Source organism: Wolbachia endosymbiont of Oryzaephilus surinamensis (assembly GCF_025617515.1).
GTDB lineage: Bacteria > Pseudomonadota > Alphaproteobacteria > Rickettsiales > Anaplasmataceae > Wolbachia.
Genome location: NZ_CP092526.1, coordinates 935740 through 951711 on the forward strand (window position 1 = coordinate 935740; position 15972 = coordinate 951711).

Here is a 15972-nt window from a genome sequence, read left to right on the forward strand (position 1 = left end):
ATGGATAGAAAAACTTGTCTCATTACAGGAGCATCATCTGGCATTGGAGAAAGTCTAGCACGGTTGCTCATTAAAGATCGATGGTTTGTGGTTGGCATTGCAAGGCGCACTGAAAAACTGGAAAAATTAAAAGAAGAATTAGGTAGTAATTTTTTACCTATAACATGTGATGTAAGCAAAAGTGAAAATATTAAAAACTCGTCTGATTTTTTAAAAAAGCAAAATATTATACCAAATCTCTTTTTTCTTAATGCAGGATGTGGCGAAATAGAAGATAAGTTTCATACCAACATTCATAGAAAAACATTTGAAACCAATTATTTTGGCGTTATCAACTGGATTGAAGAATGGATTCATCATAATTCCTTGGCAACTTTTGCGGTTATATCTTCTCTTGTTGCTATGCATGCAACACCACATGCTTCTGCATACTGTGCCAGCAAAGCAGCACTAAAAAGTTGTTTTCAATCACTAAAAATCCAATATTCTAACAGTAGCACAAAGTTTATCACCATAATGCCAGGGCCAGTAAAAACAGATATGTTTAAGTCTAATAAACCACTTCCCTTCATATGGGAGCCAGAAAAAGCTGCAGCATATATTTTAAAAAGTATATTTAAAGGAAAGAAAGTTATAGCGTTTCCAATTTTCTGGCGGTTATTTTTTCATATTTTACAAATTCTTCCCACTAAAATGACTGCAAGAATCTTACGATAATCACCAAATCTACCATCTTGTAAAGCTAAAGCTCTTCAAAACTCAATCGCAAGCTTCTCCACACAAAAACATCTTGACTATCGCATGTTTCATATTATATGAATAAACTGTTAATGAAAGTGGAGGGTTGCAATGCCTAATAATACAGATCAGTCTAAAAAAATAAATGAGAAATGGTTATTTATAGGAGGTGCTTCACTGTTTCTTGTAATAATGCTACCATCAATTTTTCTCTTAGCAAAAATAGCTATGATGTTTGTTATAATCTCAACTACAGCAATAGCAATAAAAATTGCCTCAAAAGCAATATCAAACGTTTTAGAGGATAAAGAGAATCAATCAACACAAAATAAAATTATAAACCTAGCTATTGGAGCAGTGTCCATACTTGCAGGTGGGCTATCATTACTTATTACAGCAAAAGTTGGTTTCATCGCAATATGTTCAACTATAGCTATTTTAGCTCTGTATGAATATATTAAAGATGAAAAAATAGGTAAGGATATAAATGATAAATTCGATGAAATAGCTAATAATACAACTGAGTTTTGCGTCAACAGCATTGAAAAACTTATTCCATCACAAAGTTGTGAAGTGTAATCTTTTGTTTATAAATTTTTAGATGCATGGCTAACGTATAAACACTGAAATCAGCACTTCCTTTCTTGTTATACTAGTAATGGCTTCCATCATCAAAAATGTTGTATTACTTTTATACTCGCAAATCTAACTGGATTCCAATGCTGGAATAACATTACCTTGAATGGAAATCGGTGCGTGATGTACATCTGTATAGAGATTAAATATGTCATTCAGTTTGTTATCATTCTAGTACTGCCATTCTATAGGTAACAGCTGTACCTGGAGCTCCTCTCTTGTCATTCCAGCACTGGAATCCAGAAAACTTAATTTCAAACCAGTACTTTCCCTCTTTTCATCCCAATTTCCAAAATGTTACTCCAGTACTGAAATCCAGCTTTTTTATAACTATCGAAAACACTGTATTACTTTACAAATTTAACTAGATATAATTACTGGCATGGCACGTTCGTAAAATTACGATAAAAAATTACTTGACAAACTCTAATAGTTTTGTTACCATGCACGGTGAAGGTGTTCTAGAGCTCGGAATCTATCTTCGTCTGCAGACTTTTCAATTCAATTAATCTATAATCTTCAGTTAAAATATATTTTAGCTATACTTCGGTCGTAGCTGTATACATTTTTCTCAATCTTTTTTATTAGTGGAGGACTATCATGTTTAAAACACTGAATTACGCATATCATTGACCTACATGTCTTTAAAGGACAGATGGTACCTATGTCCTTTTTATATAAATTATTGTGTTTTTATGTCTTTTTTAGCAATGTCATTTATTGTTTTACGCCCCAGTCTTTTTCAAATATTGCGAGCCCTTGATCAGTAAGTGGATGATTAATTAACTGTCTAAGTATTTTTGCTGGCACAGTAATTGAATGAGCACCAAGCCGTGCAGCTTCTATTACATGTGCTGGACTTCTTACTGATGCAACAAGAACTTTTGTCTTAAAATTATAATTAGAATATATAGTGCATATATCTTCTATTAGCGATAAGCCATCATAGCTTATATCATCAAGGCGACCAACAAAGGGAGAAATAAAACAAGCACCGGCCTTAGCGGCAAACAGTGCTTGTCCAGGAGAAAAACATAATGTAATGTTAGCAGGTATTTTATGTTCTGTCCACAACTTTTTACAAGAAATTAATCCTTCATGTGTAAGAGGTAACTTTACTACGATATTACTAGCGATTTTCGCTAACTTAAGGCCTTCCTTAACCATATCTTCATGGCTATCTGCAACAACTTCAACACTAACAGGTCCTTTTATAATAGAACATATTTCGCTTACTAAATCTTCGTACTTATCTTTATGTCCAGATTTTGCTATTAAAGAAGGATTAGTTGTTATACCATCAATGAACTCTTTCAGCTCCTTAATTTCATTCAAATCAACACTATCAAGAAAAATTTCCATATTATTGTCCTATTAAAAACCTATTTTTACAAAATATTGTCATCTTTGAAAAGTATTAAATAAAATCGGATTTTTAACTCAACTCAATTTTCAGTCCGTTAGGAAAGAAAATATTGCACTGAGACACAGTATAGCGCTTTCCTTAATTGGTTGCATTTTATTAACAAAATTAGCATAACCAATTTCTGAAGTTTACTAGCTTTACGTTCAATAGAAATTCTTGCATAGCCTAAAACTTAGTGCTACTATTAGTATAGTAACACAAATAGATAGTGGGGAACAATAAACAAAATGACTAAGATCTAGTTTAACGCTCGCAATTAAATTCAACTAAAAAGGTTAATACAAAAGGAGTTAATCACTCCCAAAGTAAATATATTATCAAAACAATAGTAATAGGGGGTATACTATGTCAACAAATTTCCTGACATTGAAAAACATATTAGCAGAACTGAAAAGAAAAAATAGCATTACTGTTTTAGAAGAATACTATCAGGACAAATGGGAGATTTATGACTTGCTCATGGATTTGACAAATGATGAAAATTTTAAGCAAGCATATATAGATCTATCTTTCAACAAGAGCTTTAAAAAAAACTTTATAGAATTAGCAAATCAGGCAAAAAAAGCTGTAAGTAAGTATTTTAGAGACAAAGACATAGACCTTCGAGCTTTTTATGTAGAAACTAACAATTCTGATAAAGTGTTAAACATTAATCTTATTAATTACAATAGAAGTGAGCCAATAAGAATTAGTGATATCTTACAGCAAGAAAGGGATATTAGCACATTGAATATTTATTGCAATAAAAAGCATGACATATACGCTTACCGAAAAGGTAAGGAAAGACATTATGAATTTAAAGAGGGTGCATATTATGAAATGACAAGCACTTGGCCTGTGCAGGACAAGGATGGGAAAACTTTTACCTGTACTATGGTTATGAATGTAAGTAATTCTGGTATAACTAAAGTACTACAGTTTAATGGTAAAGATTTTGAATCGCCACCTGAGGAGTTTTGGGAATTAATAAGACAAAATGAGGAATTATATATTCAAGACCTCTCTCTACATGATGCTGTAAAAGCATTATTGAAAAAGAACAAAAATGCTAACATTGCACCGGCTGTTAGTAATCTGCAAAATAACGAACATATCGTAATCAATCAAGACGAAAAGATGAAAGATCTTGAAAATGATGCTAAAAGCAATCCTATTCTTTCTTTCACTAGCAACAATGTATCAGAGGTTAATCCACAGCAGATTGCAACTCAGGCAATTGCAACTCAAACAGAAGTTAATTCACAGCACACTGAAACTCAAACAGAGGTCTCTGTGCAACACGTTAAGACTCAAACAGAAATTGGCTCTCAACAGACTGAAACTCAGACAAAAGTTGATTTACAAGAGGTTGCAATTCAAACAGGAATTAGTTTACAGCACACTGAAACTCAAACGAAAATTGGCTCTCAACAGGCTGAAATTCAAAGTTTACAAGAAGTTGCAACTCAAACAGAAGTTAATTTACAGCACACTGAAACTCAAACAGAGGTCTCTGTGCAACACGTTAAGACTCAAACAGGAATTGGCTCTCAAGAAACTGAAACTCAGACAGAAGTTAATTTGCAAGAAGCTGCAGCGCAAACAGAAGTTAACTCACAACAACTAGATCAAAAGCTTACAAAAGCTGAACAAGAAATTAGAGAATTAAATGAGCAGAGGAACGAATTACGATATAGGTTCGACAAGGCTGAACAAGAACTTGAAGAGTTAGAAAAGCACAATAGTGACTTACAGAATGAACTTGGAGAAGAAAAGCAAGAAATTAGAGAATTAAACGAGCAAAAGAATAAATTACAATATAGGCTCGATGAGGCTGAGCAAGAAATTAGAGAGTTAAATCAGCAGAGAAACAACTTACAATGTAGACTCGAAGATGCTGAGCAAAAATTTGAAGAGTTAAAAAAGCATAATAGTGATTTACAGAATAAACTTGAAGAAGAAAAGCAAAAAAACGTAAAATTGCAAATTGGACTAACACAAAAAGATGAGAAGCTAGAAAATATATCAACAGAGCTGCAAGAGAAAATACAAGAACTTGAAAGTGCACATGAAGAAAAGAAAGACCTGAAGAAAAAGCTGGAAGTTGCCAATGTAAAAAATAAGAAACTGGAAGATACATTGCAGATAGAGAGCGAGCAAGCAGAACGTATAATGATCGAAGAGAATGAGCGCTTAACGAATTTAAAATATAGGCTCGACAAGGCTGAGCAAGAATTTGAAAAGCATAATAGTGATTTACAGAATGAACTTGGAGAAGAAAAGCAAAAAAATGCAAAGCTAGCAAATATGTCAACAGAGCTGCAAGAAAGAGCGCAAGAACTTGAAGGTGCATATGAAGAAAAGAAAGACCTGAAGAAAAAGCTGGAAGTTGCCAATGCAGGAAAAGAAGAGTTGATAAGTGAGTTAAGAAAATTGCAAGAGGAATTAGACCAGCTGTTAAGTAATTGCATAATAAAGCAAAAAAAATCAGAACAGGAACTCATGGAGGCTAAGCAAGAAATTGAAGAATTAGAGAAGTGCAATAGTGATTTACAGAATAAACTTGAAGAAGAAAAGCAAAAAAACGTAAAATTGCAAATTGGACTAACACAAAAAGATGAGAAGCTAGAAAATATATCAACAGAGCTGCAAGAGAAAATACAAGAACTTGAAAGTGCACATGAAGGAAAGAAAGATCTAGAGAAAAAGTTAACAATTGCTAATGCAAAAAATGAAAAACTGGAAGATAAATTGAAACAGTTTAAAAAAGCGGAAGAGGAAGCAGGAGATATATTAGATGAAAATTGGAAAGATATACAGAATTTAAAATCTACAATTCAATGCTTAGATTATAAGTACAACACAAATCTGGAATCTTATAAACAAGAGGTAGATCAGCTAAAGTGGAAATATGAAGAGTTAAAGAACGAGGTAGAGCTTAAAAATAAGCAGATTAAGAGTCAAGAAGAACAGTTACGGCAGGATGAACGTTTAACGAATTTAAAACCTCAAATGCAAAATTTGCAAAGTGAGCATAACGCACATTTAGAATCTGATGAACAAGAGGTAAGTGAGCTAGAGTGGGATGAAAAGTGGGATTTTAAATCGTCAGAGGGAGAGCTAGAGACTAAAGATGAGCAAATTGAGAGGCAAAGAGAACAGTTACGGCAGGAGATGGAAGAAGAAATAATGGATCAATACCGTTCATTTATAGAACCAAAGTTTGAAGAGTATGAGAATGAGATTGAAATATTGAAAGAAAAGATTAAAGATATGGAAATTGAAAGAATAACGGGAGAAAGAGAAGAGCTAAACGGTAAAGAGCAACATCTAAATAACCAAGTAGAAATGTTAAGTACAGAGATTTCTCAACAGGAACCTTTGAACAATCGTGCAAAAATATCTGATCAGCTTGTAGGGGAAGTTGATAATGCAGAAAGAAAATCTAGATCTTCAAGCTCTGATAGTGCATTTTATAGTGATGATGATTGTTGTAATTCACTTCTAGACTTCATCAGCAGTCCCTCAAAGGTGTGTAGCCAAAGTCAGCACGGAAGTGTTTAATAAACATACTTATTTAGATGCATGTAAAATCAGTGCTTTTTTTCCTGTCATTCAACTCTTGTCATTCCAGTGCGTGACACTGGATAAAAACATTTGTGAATTACGCAATGGACAACAAATTCTAGGAACATATGTTAAAATAATATCCACGATTAAAATAAGATAGATCCCAGTGTCACGCACTGGGATGACACTATTTTTTGTACTTTTACCTTCAAAGCTGCAACTTTTGCACAATTGTAGTCTTGACCATACGATCCTAGTTGTAAAAATTTCTAGATTTCAGTGTCTGAGCACTGGGATGATATCCTTCTAATGTTCGTACAGTTGTGTGTCAGCTACTTGAACGACAAACATTGAGATGACAAGAGTAAACCCATTTCTTGAACAAAAAAAGAGCCCCTAAAGAGATTTGACATCAAGATAACTTAAATATATACCAACTCTCTTATTTTTTAATGATTCCTCATCATGAGTCAAATGATCAAAAACCTGAATTTGATTTGTTACAATGTTACAATTATTATTTGCAACCTCCAATATACCATTATCAATTACAATTTTTTCCTTTGTCTGGTTACTCATTTGAGCAGTAATTATACCAGGCAATAAATAAATTAAATAAGGGGAATGGTAGGCTAAAATCATCAATTCCCCTTTAAGCCCGTTCACTGAAAGAGAAACTACTTCATCGAATGAAATTCGATTATCAGGAGAAAAAAATTGCACCTTAAAAGTGTTCATAATCTTTAATGTCCGGCTCCAACTTCAGCTTTTATTGATTCAGCCTTTTCTATTGCTTCACTTATACTTCCCACCATATAAAAAGCAGCTTCTGGCAGATGATCATATTTACCTTCAATAATTCCTTTAAAACTAGAAATAGTATCAGAAAGTGAAACAAATTTGCCAGACATGCCAGTAAATACCTCCGCAACATGAAAAGGTTGAGAAAGAAACTTCTGAATTTTACGAGCTCTATCAACAATAATTTTATCTTCATCAGATAGTTCATCCATACCAAGTATTGCGATAATATCTTGCAGCGACTTATAAGTTTGCAATATACGTTTCACCTCAGAAGCCACATTATAATGTTCTTCACCAATGATTTCAGCAGATAAAGACTGAGAAGTTGAGTCAAGTGGATCAACAGCAGGATATATACCCATTTCAGCTATCTGCCTTGACAACACTGTGGTTGCATCAAGATGAGAGAATGTCGTTGCTGGAGCTGGATCGGTCAAATCGTCTGCAGGAACATATATAGCCTGTACAGAAGTAATAGAACCAGCAGTAGTTGAGGCTATTCTCTCTTGCATAGCGCCCATATCAGTCGCAAGAGTTGGCTGATAACCAACAGCCGACGGTATTCTTCCAAGCAAAGCAGAAATTTCAGAGCCAGCTTGAGTAAAACGGAAGATATTATCTACAAAAAATAGAACATCTTGATTTTCATGATCACGAAAATACTCCGCCATAGTTAGTGCTGTTAAAGCAACCCTAGCCCTTGCTCCAGGAGGTTCATTCATTTGACCATAAACCAAAACGGCTTGAGATTTTTCGTGCTCACTTATATCTATTACATTCGAAGTAATCATCTCGTTATAAAGATCATTACCTTCACGCGTTCTCTCTCCTACTCCAGCAAACACAGAAAATCCTTTATGAGCTTTTGCTATGTTGTTAATCAGCTCCATTATCAGAACTGTTTTACCAACACCAGCTCCACCAAATAAGCCAATTTTTCCTCCTTTAAGATAAGGAGCAAGAAGATCTATAACCTTTATTCCTGTAACTAAAACTTCTTCCTGTATCTTCTGCTCAGTAAAGCTTGGAGGTGATCTATGTATAGGTTCTAAATCATACTTTCCTTTTAGCGGACCACACTCATCTATAAGCTCCCCTACAACATTAAAAATCCTTCCTAAAGTTGAGCGTCCAACCGGAACTGATATTGGTGCACCTGTATCAACAAACTCATCACCTCTTGACATACCATCTGTGCTATCCATAGCAATGCAACGAACTATATTGTCACCTATATGCTGTGAAACCTCTAAAACTAGCTCCTTGCCCTTATATTTTAGTTTGCTTTTTAAAGCATTAAATATCTTAGGCAACCCGTCTTCAAATTTTAAATCAACAACTGCTTGAGTTATTTTAACTACTTTACCTGTACTCATCTCTTTCATCACCTAACACTACAATTCTATAAAAGAACTTCTAAAGAAAATAAATCTTATATTATTAACAGAAATTTTGCAATATTAAAACACTTACTAGTTACGTTTCATTATAAACAATGCAAATGCATTCAATAGCCAAGTAATAACAAACAGCACCAAACTAAGCGCATAAGCAGCAAGAGTTTGCACACTATTGAAATCCTGATCTCCGGTAAGTAATGTAGCAATTTGTACAGTGATAGTAGTAACTGAATTGAGAGGATTAAAGGTCAAATTTGCATTGATTCCCACAGCCATTAGTACAATCATTGTTTCACCTATTACTCTTGAAATTGATAATAAAATTGCACTTAAAATTGTAGGGATTGCATAAGGTATTGTTATATGCCATATAGTTTCCGCTGGTGTTGCGCCAAGCGCCATAAAACCATAACGTAAACTTTTTGGAACAGATCTTATAGCATCTTCAAGCAAAGAAATAATAAAAGGAAGAATCATTACCCCGATCGATAAACCAGCAATCAAAGCACTTTCTGAGTGTATACTTAAATTAAAAAAATTTGCTACCTGCTTTATAAAAAAAGACAAAAATATAACTGAGAAGTATCCATATACAACAGTAGGAATAGCAGACAAAACCTGTAAGGCTGTATTAATAACATAACGCACTTTTTCACTCGCATACTCACTAATATATATTGCAGAAAATAAACCAAGCGGCACCGCAACTAACATTGCTACAATAGTTATAAGTAATGTCCCCACTAAAAGTGGCGCTATACCAAAACACCCCACCTCTCCTTCACCAATAATAGCTACATTATGCTTCCATTTTAAGCAAAATAAGAATTCTGAAATAGCTACTTTATTAAAAAAAGAAATGGACTGAACAAAAATAGATAGCATTATAAATAAAGTGATAAAAAGTGATATTGCTAAAGCCATAAATAACAAAAATTTTACCATCTTATTTCTTTTACCTTTAAGGATAAAAATCAGCATAAAAAAAAGTAACGCTATAGAAATAGAAGTTATAAAATAACCATCATAGAATGCTAACAAACAAGGTAGCATCCACATACAACTCAAATATATATAAGACTTAACTTTACTTACTGCTTGAAACTTACTCAAACAAAATAAAAGGACTAGTAAAACAAGTACGCCTATAATTAAATTCATTTTTCCATATATCAAATTTTATTCAACAAGAATGCCACAGAAGTTGACCATTATTTGACAATAGAGCAAAATAGTTTAAAATAAATAGTCATATTAATATAAAAACAATGAAAAGAACATTTCAACCAAAAAATTTTAAAAAAAAGCACAAACATGGATTTCGTTCACGTATGTCAACAAAAGCTGGAAGAAAAATTCTTAATAAGCGTCGCTCATTAGGGTGTAATAAATTATGCGCATAGTAAGCATAAAAAAAAAGAATTTTCCTTTGCTTTTAAAAACAGATTAGCATCTTACAGTCTTTTTTATCGAGGGGTATATATATCACTATATGCTATAAAAGAAAGAGAACCTGAAAAGTATATTCATGTTATTAGAGTAGGTCTGGCTATCAGTAAAAAAGTCGGAAAAGCAGCAAAAAGAAATAAAATAAAAAGGCAATTACGAATGCTAGCTAAAGTTAGCATTTCTAATATAAGTAATGTAGGATACTATTACATAATACTAACCCATCAAAACATTATGCAAGCAGGCTATAAAAATTTACAAAAAGACCTCAATATTTGCTTAAAGAAAGATAAAATAAGAAGGAATTTTCACTAAAGTATTTACAGCTATATTTTTTATGATAAGATAAGTGAGGTTTTTAAAATAAATTAATAGATGTGGGTGCTTGAGGTAGAAAGTATAAAAAAACAAGATAAAAAGCTCGATACAAATAATGCTGAAGAGAGTTTTTATGAATATAGAAAGTCTAGCTATCGTACACAATGGGGAATGGCATTTGAACAAAGCCAATATTTAGAACAAAATAAAGATAATCCTAGAGGGAAATTGCTAAATTTTAATATAGAAGCAACTCATTACAATAAGAGAATAGTTTGATAAAAGTACCCGTTCAGGGAAGTGGTTGAAGAAACGATAGGTAGGGGATTGTATAGTTCTCTTTGTTTCCATGTTAAGTATAATGAAATTATCCTTTCAAGTTCCTAGCTCTGATTACGTAAAATATGAGCTTTTACAGTAAACGATATAATGCCTAATTTGCTGTTCAGCGTGATAGTGGAATACTTTCTGGTTTACTTAAAAAATTTCACATCATTCTTTCAGATTTTAAAATATTTTTCGCAACTTGAGAAGCTCCAGTTGCTTCAGATAGGTAGCTTCAAGTAATACCTTATACGTTTTGCAACTTTCTTACACTTCTGTTTCATTTTTTAATAAAGCTTTTTTTAGCATAAATAATTCAGTGGATGCGTTTTTTAAGTAACAGCCCAGAATTTTAACTTCAATAGTCCAGCTATGTTTCAAAGTACCTTTCAGCGACTATTACGATTGCAACATACACTGTCTTTTAAATCTTCTTTCCCTTTAAAACTTGCAGTATTGCTTCAGCACTAACCAAGTTTACCTTTATTATAACACGTTGATGCGCAAAACCTCACTTTTCTTATTCGATTTGCTCATACACCTTTTTGCATTTGAGGGAGTTCTATATTCACTATTTGATACGCTTTCAATTCACATTAAAAACATCACTTATAATTTTCACGTTTTGAATTTTTATAAGATCCACTGAGTGCTACAATTATCACCTAACTATTGGACCAAATGTATCTGCTTTTTGGTAGTTTGCTACTTCTTCTTTCTCCTCATCTCCAACAACTTAATTAATATTCAATTATATAAAGCTTGATTTTCGGAAGATCAATTGTTTGATGATTTGTTAAATGTTGCTATCTCTCCTCCTAATTTGGAAATAAGTGACAAATTCTACTTTTAAATTTTCTACTTTTATCTTAAAGTTTTCGCAGAGTTCTAAAAGATCAGTTATATTACCTCACAGCTACTCTATGTTTACCTTGTTTCATCGCTCTACTGAAAAGATATAAATAAGAAGAAATTTTTATAAACTTGGCAACGACCTACTTTCCCTTTTTAAGTATCATCGGCGCTAAAAAGTTTCACTTCCGAGTTCGAAATGAGATCGGGTGGTTCATTTTTGCTATAGCCACCAAGTCAACAAAAATTTCTGACTTAATAAATTTTAATTTAATATTTAACACTGCATATGCACATATAGAAAGCAAATAAATCAATCAGGCTATTAGTACCAGTTAGCTTCACATGTTACCATGCTTCTACACCTAGCCTATCAACGTGGTAGTCTCCCACGGCCTTAATTGGGAAATTTTTTTGAAGAGGGTTTCTTGCTTATATGCTTTCAGCAATTATCCCATCTATACATAGCTACCCAGCGATGCTATTGGCATAACAGCTGGTACACCAGAGGTATATACATCTCGGTCCTCTCGTACTAGAGTCAGATCTTCTCAAATTTCCTTCACCCACGGCAGATAGAAACCGAACTGTCTCACGACGTTCTAAACCCAACTCACGTAACACTTTAATCGGCGAACAGCCGAACCCTTGGGACCTTCTCCAGCCCCAGGATGTGATGAGTCGACATCGAGGTGCCAAACGGTGTCGTCGATATGAACTCTCGAACACCATCAGCCTGTTATCCCCGGCGTACCTTTTATCCGTTGAGCGATAACCCTTCCATACAGAATTACCGGATCACTATGACCGACTTTCGTCTCTGCTTGGCTTGTCAGCCTCGCAGTCAGGCAAGCTTATGCCATTGTACTATCAAGCTGATTTCCGACCAGCTCTAGCTTACCTTCGCACGCCTCCGTTACTTTTTAGGAGGCGACCGCCCCAGTCAAACTACCCACCATACAATGTCCTAGTTCCAGATAATGAAACATAGTTAGATATCAAAAGTGTAAAGGGTGGTATCTCAAGGTTAACTCCATTATAGCTAGCGCCATAACTTCAAAGTCTCCCACCTATCCTGCACATCACACTTTTAATAGCAATGTAAAGCTATAGTAAAGGTGCACGGGGTCTCTTCGTCTAACCGCGGGTACCCCGCATCTGCACGGGGAATTCAATTTCGCTGAAGTGATGTTGGAGACAGTGGAGAAATCGTTACGCCATTCGTGCGGGTCGGAACTTACCCGACAAGGAATTTCGCTACCTTAGGACCGTCAGTGTTACGGCCGCCGTTTACTGGGGCTTCAATTCAGAGCTTGCACCCCTCCTATTAACCTTCCAGCACCGGGCAGGCGTCAGACCCTATACTTCCACTTACGTGTTTGCAGAGTCCTGTGTTTTTAGTAAACAGTCGCTACTCCCTATTTTGTGCCACCTACTTATAGTTGCCTAAAAGCAGGTTACCCTTCTTCCGAAGTTACAGGTATAATTTGCCGAGTTCCTTCAACATCATTCTTTCAACACCTTAGTATACTCTACTCATCCACCAGTGTCGGTTTACGGTACGGCCTCATAAATATAAGTGCTATTTCCTGGAGCTTCTTTTAAGCATAGATCAATCCAATAAGACCTATACAAATACAAAACCCGTCACACTTAAGAGGTTTAGGAATATTAACCTAATTGCCATCGACTACTCCTTTACGGACTCGCCTTAGGAACCGACTAACCCTACGCAGATTAACTTAACGTAGGAACCCTTAGATTTTTGGTGAGAGTGTTTTTCACACTCTTTTACGCTACTTATGTCAGCATTCTCACTTCCGATATCTCCAGCAGTTTTTACAAACCACCTTCACAGACTTACGGAACGCTCCGCTACCGCGCCTATTAATCGAAATTAATAAGCACCCACATCTTCGGTATACAGCTTTAGCCCCGGTACATTTTCGGCGCAGAAAAACTTATTTAGACAAGTGAGCTGTTACGCTTTCTTTAAAGGATGGCTGCTTCCAAGCCAACCTCCTAGCTGTAATGGTTTTTCTACTTCCTTTCCCACTTAGCTGTAATTTTGGGACCTTAGATAGTGATCTGGGCTGTTTCCCTTTCCACCACGGACTTAGCACCCATAGTGTGTCTGCTGTATAATTAATTATTGGTATTCGGAGTTTGGTTAGATTTGGTAAGATGATGAATCCCCCTAGTCTATCCAGTGCTCTACCCCCAACAAAATAAATACAACGCTCTACCTAAATAGATTTCGCGGAGAACCAGCTATTTCCAAGTTTGATTGGCCTTTCACCCCTAATCACAACTCATCCAATAATGTTGCAACATTAACTGGTTCGATCCTTCAGTATGTTTTACCATACCTTCAATCTGGTCATGACTAGATCACTTGGTTTCGGGTCTAATCCATAAAACTAAACGCCCTATTCAGACTTGCTTTCGCTACGCCTACACCTATCGGCTTAAGCTTGCTTCATAGATTAACTCGCTGACCCATTATGCAAAAGGTACGCTGTCACTCTAAATATCAATAAATTGATATAGAGCTCCAACTGTTTGTAAGCACTTGATTTCAGATTCTATTTCACTCCCCTCCCGGGGTTCTTTTCACCTTTCCCTCACGGTACTTGTTCACTATCGGTCGTTAAGGAGTATTTAGGCTTGGAGGATGGTCCCCCCATATTCAAACAGGATTTCACGTGCCCCGCTCTACTCAAGGATTTAAAAACTTTCTATTTGTACAGGACTATCACCTTCTATGGTTACCATTTCCAGAGTATTCTAATTCTTATTTTTAAATCACTAGCCTTTTCCGCTTTCGCTCGTCACTACTAACAGAATCTCGGTTGATTTCTTTTCCTTTGGCTACTTAGATATTTCAGTTCACCAAGTTTGCTTTATATACTTAGTATATAATAACTAGCTAAGCTAGTTGGGTTTCCCCATTCGGAAATCTGCGGATCAAAATTTGTTGACAATTTCCCGCAGCTTATCGCAGCCTGCCACGTCCTTCATCGCCTCTTAACGCCAAGGCATCCATCAAGTGCTCTTAATAATTTATTTATCTGACTATATGTAGAATATGCAGAGTTAAATATTAACTTACAATTGAATTGAGATTAAATAATCTCTACCATAAAACTTTTCAAACATCTAAAAACTAATCTTTTATATGTTACAATCTGATAAATCATATGTCAACGCCTTTTTACACAAAACATTTACCTATTATTATCAACAACAATATACCAGCAATCTTAAACATTATAATCTAAGAAATATTTGACAAATTGATATGTACAGAAAAATTAATGAAAAAGATATTTTGTAAGATAAAATGTGTTAAAATTAGTTACCTAAAAATGAAAATGAACATTTGGAGTATTTCTAATGTATGAAAAGTAATCTATCTTTTATAAAAAACTTTGCTTTAAATTGTATATCCAAGCTCACTGGCTTATTAAATAGTAAAAAAGTAAAAAATTTCATTATGGATAAATACAGTACTCTCCATAAAGAAATTGTAGTGTTTCTTGAAAAATCTAAAAACCTGTTAAATACCAACACTGAAATCGGGTTATATCACTTCTATAAAGGTAATATATCAGATGCAAAGTTAAGATTTTGGTTAATTAGCATATTCTACCCTAATTTACCTCTAGTCTGGTATAATATCGGAAGATGTCATTTTGCAGTAGGCAATACTAACAAAGCTTATAATTATTTAACAAAAACCCTAAAATTAGATAGTAGTCATAAAGAAGCTTCTTACTATATAAAGAAAATAACAAACACATCAGATATTGTGGAATTGCCTGAAAATCTCATAAAGCAATATTTTGATTACACAGGTGAATATTTTGTTGAGCATTGGCTAATTGCCAAACAATACAGAGGGCATGAACTAGTACACATGATAATTACAAAAGTCTTTAACAACTCCACTTCTAAACTGAATATACTCGACCTTGGTTGCGGTACTGGAATATGTGGTCACTTCCTAAAAATAAGTAATATTAGAAGTCGCATAACAGGAGTTGACATCTCAAATAGAATGCTCAATATTGCAAGAGGATGCCTTATAAAAGGTAAACCTGTTTACGATGAGTTAATACATACAGAAATGAAAGAGTTTCTTAAACAAGAGAAGAACCAGCAGTATGATGTAATTATCTTTGCTGAAGTGCTACACTATCTACATGATTTTCTAGCAGAATTGGAACTAGCAAAAGGATTGACAAACAAAAAAGGGGTTATTGTATGTTTAGTAAGAAGAAAGGAAGGTAAAGGTATTGACTTTGTAAACAAAGGAGATTATTTTCGTCACTCAGAAGATTATATTCAGCATGTTGCAAAAGAAACAAATATGCAAATAAGTCAAATGAGTTACTGTAAAATATATGGCAGCCAAGTTGATGGTATCTTGTTTGCATTACAGTATCCACAAAAAAATTTAACAACTTAATCGAG

At 34.4% G+C, this 15972-nt stretch carries 11 protein-coding genes, 2 rRNA genes and 1 pseudogene; 7 read left to right on the plus strand and 7 right to left on the minus strand.

Features of this window, described 5'->3' with window-relative positions; translation table 11 throughout:
• Together MJ631_RS04250 and MJ631_RS04255 are read left to right on the plus strand one after the other, a co-directional pair.
• A complete protein-coding gene (locus tag MJ631_RS04250) occupies positions 1 to 717 on the plus strand; it encodes an SDR family NAD(P)-dependent oxidoreductase (protein WP_007302529.1) in 717 nt (238 codons plus the stop codon).
• Between the two features lie 132 nt (positions 718 to 849).
• Positions 850 to 1317 (plus strand): hypothetical protein, encoded by a 468-nt coding sequence (locus MJ631_RS04255; protein ID WP_007302528.1) that lies wholly within the window; start codon positions 850 to 852, stop codon positions 1315 to 1317.
• Positions 1318 to 2091: 774 nt separating this feature from the next.
• Here the strand turns inward: MJ631_RS04255 and fsa are convergent.
• Positions 2092 to 2736, minus strand: a complete 645-nt coding sequence (gene fsa / locus MJ631_RS04260) for a fructose-6-phosphate aldolase (RefSeq protein WP_007302527.1) — start codon at positions 2734 to 2736, stop codon at positions 2092 to 2094.
• 409 nt (positions 2737 to 3145) lie between these two features.
• On the opposite strand from fsa, the gene MJ631_RS04265 reads away from it, so the two are divergent.
• Positions 3146 to 6343 (plus strand): coiled-coil domain-containing protein, encoded by a 3198-nt coding sequence (locus tag MJ631_RS04265; RefSeq protein WP_214303486.1) that lies wholly within the window; start codon positions 3146 to 3148, stop codon positions 6341 to 6343.
• A gap of 402 nt (positions 6344 to 6745) precedes the next feature.
• On the opposite strand, the gene MJ631_RS04270 is transcribed toward MJ631_RS04265, so the two are convergent.
• The 3 genes from MJ631_RS04270 to pstC form a co-directional block, all read right to left on the minus strand.
• A complete protein-coding gene (locus MJ631_RS04270) occupies positions 6746 to 7087 on the minus strand; it encodes a hypothetical protein (RefSeq protein WP_019236916.1) in 342 nt (113 codons plus the stop codon).
• Positions 7088 to 7092: 5 nt separating this feature from the next.
• Positions 7093 to 8529, minus strand: coding sequence for a F0F1 ATP synthase subunit beta (gene atpD / locus MJ631_RS04275; RefSeq protein ID WP_026097268.1), 1437 nt, complete (start codon positions 8527 to 8529; stop codon positions 7093 to 7095).
• A gap of 96 nt (positions 8530 to 8625) precedes the next feature.
• Entirely contained in the window at positions 8626 to 9714 is a 1089-nt protein-coding gene (pstC, locus tag MJ631_RS04280) for a phosphate ABC transporter permease subunit PstC (protein ID WP_263858686.1), read from the minus strand.
• 107 nt (positions 9715 to 9821) lie between these two features.
• Between pstC and rpmH the strand changes: the two genes are divergently transcribed.
• Genes rpmH through MJ631_RS04290 form a run of 3 tightly spaced genes read left to right on the plus strand, consistent with a single transcriptional unit; the run spans position 9822 to position 10599 of the window.
• A complete protein-coding gene (rpmH, locus tag MJ631_RS04285; protein WP_080600798.1) occupies positions 9822 to 9956 on the plus strand; it encodes a 50S ribosomal protein L34 in 135 nt (44 codons plus the stop codon).
• Complete coding sequence (rnpA, locus tag MJ631_RS08025) at positions 9940 to 10317, plus strand: ribonuclease P protein component (RefSeq protein ID WP_081439702.1); 378 nt, start codon at positions 9940 to 9942, stop codon at positions 10315 to 10317. The genes rpmH and rnpA overlap by 17 nt, the downstream gene beginning before the upstream one ends.
• Before the next feature lie 60 nt (positions 10318 to 10377).
• The gene (locus MJ631_RS04290; RefSeq protein ID WP_007302521.1) at positions 10378 to 10599 is read left to right on the plus strand and encodes a hypothetical protein; all 222 of its coding nucleotides are present in this window, start codon (positions 10378 to 10380) and stop codon (positions 10597 to 10599) included.
• Here MJ631_RS04290 and MJ631_RS04295 read toward each other — a convergent pair.
• From MJ631_RS04295 to MJ631_RS04305, 3 genes and pseudogenes are all read right to left on the minus strand, one after another.
• Positions 10578 to 11435: pseudogene (locus MJ631_RS04295) on the minus strand (IS66 family transposase); the annotation flags it as partial. The gene MJ631_RS04290 and the pseudogene MJ631_RS04295 sit on opposite strands and share 22 nt — an antisense overlap.
• A gap of 191 nt (positions 11436 to 11626) precedes the next feature.
• Positions 11627 to 11733 (minus strand): 5S ribosomal RNA (gene rrf / locus MJ631_RS04300).
• A 67-nt stretch (positions 11734 to 11800) separates the two neighbouring features.
• Positions 11801 to 14565: ribosomal RNA gene (locus MJ631_RS04305) — 23S ribosomal RNA — on the minus strand.
• A gap of 331 nt (positions 14566 to 14896) precedes the next feature.
• Between MJ631_RS04305 and MJ631_RS04310 the strand changes: the two genes are divergently transcribed.
• Positions 14897 to 15967 carry a methyltransferase domain-containing protein gene (locus MJ631_RS04310; protein WP_007302520.1) on the plus strand — a complete coding sequence of 357 codons (1071 nt, stop codon included), beginning with the start codon at positions 14897 to 14899 and terminating at the stop codon, positions 15965 to 15967.
• Positions 15968 to 15972: the final 5 nt, after the last annotated feature.

Bases quoted from the DNA above. Each gene is read 5' to 3' on its own strand.
- MJ631_RS04290 (WP_007302521.1), top strand. From the start codon at position 10,378: ATGTGGGTGCTTGAGGTAGAAAGTATAAAAAAACAAGATAAAAAGCTC.
- MJ631_RS04270 (WP_019236916.1), bottom strand. From the start codon at position 7,087: ATGAACACTTTTAAGGTGCAATTTTTTTCTCCTGATAATCGAATTTCA.
- MJ631_RS04255 (WP_007302528.1), top strand. From the start codon at position 850: ATGCCTAATAATACAGATCAGTCTAAAAAAATAAATGAGAAATGGTTA.
- atpD (WP_026097268.1), bottom strand. From the start codon at position 8,529: ATGAGTACAGGTAAAGTAGTTAAAATAACTCAAGCAGTTGTTGATTTA.
- rpmH (WP_080600798.1), top strand. From the start codon at position 9,822: ATGAAAAGAACATTTCAACCAAAAAATTTTAAAAAAAAGCACAAACAT.
- fsa (WP_007302527.1), bottom strand. From the start codon at position 2,736: ATGGAAATTTTTCTTGATAGTGTTGATTTGAATGAAATTAAGGAGCTG.
- pstC (WP_263858686.1), bottom strand. From the start codon at position 9,714: ATGAATTTAATTATAGGCGTACTTGTTTTACTAGTCCTTTTATTTTGT.
- MJ631_RS04265 (WP_214303486.1), top strand. From the start codon at position 3,146: ATGTCAACAAATTTCCTGACATTGAAAAACATATTAGCAGAACTGAAA.
- MJ631_RS04310 (WP_007302520.1), top strand. From the start codon at position 14,897: ATGAAAAGTAATCTATCTTTTATAAAAAACTTTGCTTTAAATTGTATA.
- MJ631_RS04250 (WP_007302529.1), top strand. From the start codon at position 1: ATGGATAGAAAAACTTGTCTCATTACAGGAGCATCATCTGGCATTGGA.